The sequence below is a fragment of the Psychrobacter sp. H7-1 genome (assembly GCF_904846585.1).
Taxonomy (GTDB): domain Bacteria; phylum Pseudomonadota; class Gammaproteobacteria; order Pseudomonadales; family Moraxellaceae; genus Psychrobacter; species Psychrobacter raelei.
Genome location: NZ_CAJHBH010000078.1, coordinates 1 through 4,240, shown reverse-complemented (window position 1 = coordinate 4,240; position 4,240 = coordinate 1). Strand labels below are relative to the sequence as shown.

General features: G+C 43.8%; 4 protein-coding genes. 1 reads left to right on the top strand and 3 read right to left on the bottom strand.

The annotated features are described in order from the left end of the window. Window positions 1–206: 206 nt before the first annotated feature. The 3 genes from JMX92_RS13120 to JMX92_RS13110 all read right to left on the bottom strand — a co-directional run bounded on the left by JMX92_RS13120 (window position 207) and on the right by JMX92_RS13110 (window position 3,601). Window positions 207–872 (bottom strand): 1-acyl-sn-glycerol-3-phosphate acyltransferase, encoded by a 666-nt coding sequence (locus tag JMX92_RS13120; protein ID WP_201546113.1) that lies wholly within the window; start codon window positions 870–872, stop codon window positions 207–209. 71 nt (window positions 873–943) lie between these two features. Continuing rightward, on the bottom strand, window positions 944–2,833 hold the full coding sequence (parE, locus tag JMX92_RS13115; protein WP_201546112.1) for a DNA topoisomerase IV subunit B: 1,890 nt from the start codon (window positions 2,831–2,833) through the stop codon (window positions 944–946). 141 nt (window positions 2,834–2,974) lie between these two features. Next, a complete protein-coding gene (locus JMX92_RS13110; RefSeq protein WP_201546111.1) occupies window positions 2,975–3,601 on the bottom strand; it encodes a YqiA/YcfP family alpha/beta fold hydrolase in 627 nt (208 codons plus the stop codon). A gap of 198 nt (window positions 3,602–3,799) precedes the next feature. On the opposite strand from JMX92_RS13110, the gene JMX92_RS13105 reads away from it, so the two are divergent. Then, window positions 3,800–4,066 carry a DUF1289 domain-containing protein gene (locus tag JMX92_RS13105; RefSeq protein ID WP_041773368.1) on the top strand — a complete coding sequence of 89 codons (267 nt, stop codon included), beginning with the start codon at window positions 3,800–3,802 and terminating at the stop codon, window positions 4,064–4,066. Window positions 4,067–4,240: the final 174 nt, after the last annotated feature.

Below are 4,240 nucleotides of genomic sequence, written 5' to 3'. Positions count from 1 at the left end.
TTTCATAGGGTTAGTATGGCGAGGTTAATTTTAACTTGCAATACTTTAAGTACTGATCACGACAGTGTGTGTCGCCTTATATCCACCCCCTGAAGTGGGTGGTTTTACGGCGACCGGTGATAAAAAAACCGCTTTAATTGAACTCAACCCCAAATCTTGGACAGTTTAGTTCATAATAAGCGGTTTTTTATCATTAAAATTTTCTGCTATTTGTTAATATCCTGCAGGGGTTTTAACATCTTCTCAGGGTGTTTGGGCACTACTCCTTTATATTGCTCTACGATTTTGAGCACATCTTTTTCATAATCACCCGTGGTATAGACCGGCGTTAAGAAGCGAACCTCTTTACTCTTATAGTCCATAGCGACTGGCACGATAGGAACCTGAGCACCATCGGCAATATAATAAAACCCAGTTTTCCAGCTATCGGTATAGTCTCGAGTACCTTCAGGTGATAATCCTAAGTACATCGATTTACTGGATTTTAACTTATGGATACTGGCCTGTAGCACCGTACCCTTTTTGCTGCGATCAATAGGAATAATACCCGCCCATTTAAAGAAGCTCGCCAATACTGGATACTTAAATAAACTGTCTTTTCCCATGATATTAATGTCTAAGTCTAACCCCAACACCAAAGGTATGGCGTATAGTCCATCAAAATTTGAGGTGTGCGGTAAAGCCAAAAAGACTGCCTTTGGTACATTAGGAATCTCACCGACTGCCCGCCAACCCATAAGTTTAAACAGAGCACGGGCAATAGGTGGTGCAACGCTTCCGCCACGCCTAGGTACCTTATCCCCTAGGTCTTTATGCGTCAGTCGCTTGAATTTAGCCACTGCTGTGTTTTTTGAAGTGTCAGTGTTAGACATTAAACTGCATCCCTACATTTCTAGATTTATTTATTATCGCGGTTGGTTTCGTTTACTAAGTGCTGATATGCTTACACCATAATCTCGGCAAGATCCCCCTTGCTCTCTAACCACGTTTTACGATCACCGGCTCGTTTTTTGGCCAATAGCATATCCATCACACTATTGGTTAGCTGCATGTCATCCATATCTAATTGCACCAATCTTCGCGTATCTGGGTTCATGGTAGTCTCACGCAGCTGCTCAGCGCTCATTTCGCCCAGACCTTTAAACCGGGTGATTTGTGGTTTTTTATTGCCAGGTACATTACTTAAGATATGCTCAAGCTCACTTTCATCCAGCGCATAATGCACCTCTTTACCGATATCAATTCTATATAAGGGCGGCATAGCCACAAACAAATGCCCTGCATCGACCAAAGCTGGGAAGTGCTTCACAAACAGCGCACAAATAAGTGTGGCAATGTGTAGTCCATCTGAATCAGCATCGGCCAAGATACATACCTTATCGTAACGCAGCTCTGATAAATCATCTGATGCCGGGTCCACACCAATAGCAATGGCGATATCATGGATCTCACGACTTGAAAGTACTGTATCAGGTGAGACCTCCCAAGTATTTAAGATTTTACCTCTTAATGGCAAAATCGCTTGAAAATGTCGATCACGTGCTTGCTTAGCACTCCCCCCAGCTGAGTCACCCTCAACCAAAAACAGCTCAGCACCATCTCGCACTCCACCACGGCAGTCAGCTAATTTACCAGGTAGCGCTGGGCCTTGCGTGATTTTTTTGCGCGCCACTTTTTTGGCCGATTTTAAACGTCTGCCTGCTTTAGAAATAGCGAGCTCAGCAATTTGCGCTCCTAAATCAGCATGTTGGTTTAACCATAAGCTAAAAGCATCTTTGGCCTGAGCCTGCACCGCACCTGCTGCTTCTCGACTAGATAAACGCTCTTTTGTCTGCCCTGAGAACTGTGGCTCTGAGAACTTCAGCGATAAGATGTAGTTAACCCCATCCCACACATCCTCACCGGTCAGTTTAACATTACGCGGCAGTAAGTTATGAATTTCACAAAACTCACGTAAGGCTTCTAAAATACCGGTACGCAGACCATTAACATGCGTGCCGCCTTGGGCAGTCGGAATCAAGTTAACATAACTTTCTTGAATTGGTGTGCCACCTTCGGGCAGCCATGACAAAGCAAAGGTTACCCCTGAGCGCTCCCCTTCTTTTGCTTCATAAGAAAAATAAAACGGCTCTGGTGGTAGTGTTTCTAGGCCATCAAGCTGTTCGTTTAGGTATTCAACGACCCCATCAGCAAACTGCCAGACCACTTTATCATTATTAATCTCATCGAAGAATTCAATAGTCAGACCAGCTGCTAATACCGCTTTGGCCTTTAGGTTATGCTTAAGCTGCTTTACGCTAAATTTGGGAGTGTCAAAAAAGGATTCATCCACCCAAAAACGAACTTTCGTCCCTTTTTTGCGCTTATTAGAGCTCACAGACTTAACCAACTCAGTGACTGGCGCCCCATTTTCAAAGGCAATATCATATTGGCTACCATCACGCCAAACGGTCACCTCTACACGTTTAGATAAGGCATTCACTACTGAGATGCCTACCCCATGCAACCCCCCGGAAACTTGGTAGTTGCTGGTATTAAACTTACCCCCAGCATGCAAGCGAGTTAAGATGATTTCAATACCTGTTTGCTTGAATTCAGGATGAATATCAGTGGGCATACCGCGTCCATCATCTTCCACAGATAACGAACCATCATTGTGCAGTTGTACTTTGATAGTCTTAGCATGGCCCGCTAAGGCTTCATCCACTGAGTTATCGATCACCTCTTGCGCAAGGTGATTGGGCCGTGTGGTATCGGTATACATACCAGGGCGACGACGGACCGGCTCAAGCCCTTCTAAGACTTCGAGCGATTGGGCGGTATAGTTACTCACAGTGATATCCTTTGCTTGATTCAGCCTTTAATTATTACCTATATTATACCCAATATCGTGCACCTAATGGGTGATGTATAGAGATTAGCGACTGTGTTAACGACAGCAGGTGACGCAAAGAAAACAAGTCAGTAAGGTAAGTTACGCAAGAGACTGCAGATGACTCATAATCATAGGTAACTGTTGCTCAAAATCTGTCATGCGATGATCGCCTCCAGACTGTAAATCAACCGTCACTCCTTGGGCTTGATAAAAATCGGCCGCAACTTGAGGATTTAGGAGTTCATCGCCTTGCTTAATCACGACGAATAATTTCTCAGGATAAGTTATCTGCTGTAGCTTGTGCGTGTTAAACCAATCTAAATCTTTTAAAGTCATCGCCCAGCCACCAGTGGTTCGGTAAATCACCGTATCAGCACCATCATCACACGCAATACCATCTACCACGTGGTCATCAACGAAGCGCTGTAAGCTAATATGCGGCTGAGTACTGGGGTTTAACAATACCGCTGGGCAAGCTGTCTTATTACTGACTAGAGTGGCAAAATAGCCGCCTAACGAGCTACCCATTACTACTACCTTATCATCCGCTTCCTTAGCTTGTTGTACCAGCTCACATAGTCGAGCAAATACCTTATCAGGAGATTCATTCAAGTCAGGTCTAATAACCTGAATATCGGCATGATGACTGTTGCAGTATTTTTGGAGCAACATCCCCTTAACTGAATTAGACCGGCTGTCTAAACCATGTATATAAATGATCTTCATAGATGTTTATCCTTTTACTTTTTATGTTTTAATGAAGATTATCACGAAAGAAACCACTAGGGGAATCATGCTAAAATTGATAAAACACTAAAAGGTTATTCTATATTGGCTCCGCTTATAGCTCATGGTCTCTTCAACCTCAAAGTTACTTTTTAAGCTTCACAATATCATATCTTCGGCAGGGGCGAGGTGATACTCATGTTCGACCAAATAGAGCTCTTTGCTATTGAAAATCCCTGTATTGGCGTCTGTCAAAGCAATAAAAAAGGTTATTGCTTTGGGTGTCTGCGCAGCCGCACAGAGCGTCAATTGTGGCTCCAGATGACGGATGAACAAAAGCGTGAGGTGCTAAGGCTTATTATAGGCCGCAAAAAAAGAATAGAGCAAATGCGCCTACGCCAGCGTGAACAAATGGAACTAGACTTTGGTTCAGCAGAGGAACTGCATTATTTATTTGATAATTAGCTACGGCAAACTATTACAATAAATGGCTTATAGTTATAAAATGCCCTGCAAATGAAAAAGCCCCCATTCGGATGAATGGGGGCTTTTAGGTATAGGGAGCTGACGATGACCTACTCTCACATGGGCGAACCACACTACCATTGGCGCGACGATGTTTCACTTCTGAGTTCGAGA

Coding starts and splice junctions, on each gene's coding strand:
- JMX92_RS13105 (WP_041773368.1), top strand. CDS start 3,800: ATGTTCGACCAAATAGAGCTCTTTGCTATTGAAAATCCCTGTATTGGC.
- JMX92_RS13120 (WP_201546113.1), bottom strand. CDS start 872: ATGTCTAACACTGACACTTCAAAAAACACAGCAGTGGCTAAATTCAAG.
- JMX92_RS13110 (WP_201546111.1), bottom strand. CDS start 3,601: ATGAAGATCATTTATATACATGGTTTAGACAGCCGGTCTAATTCAGTT.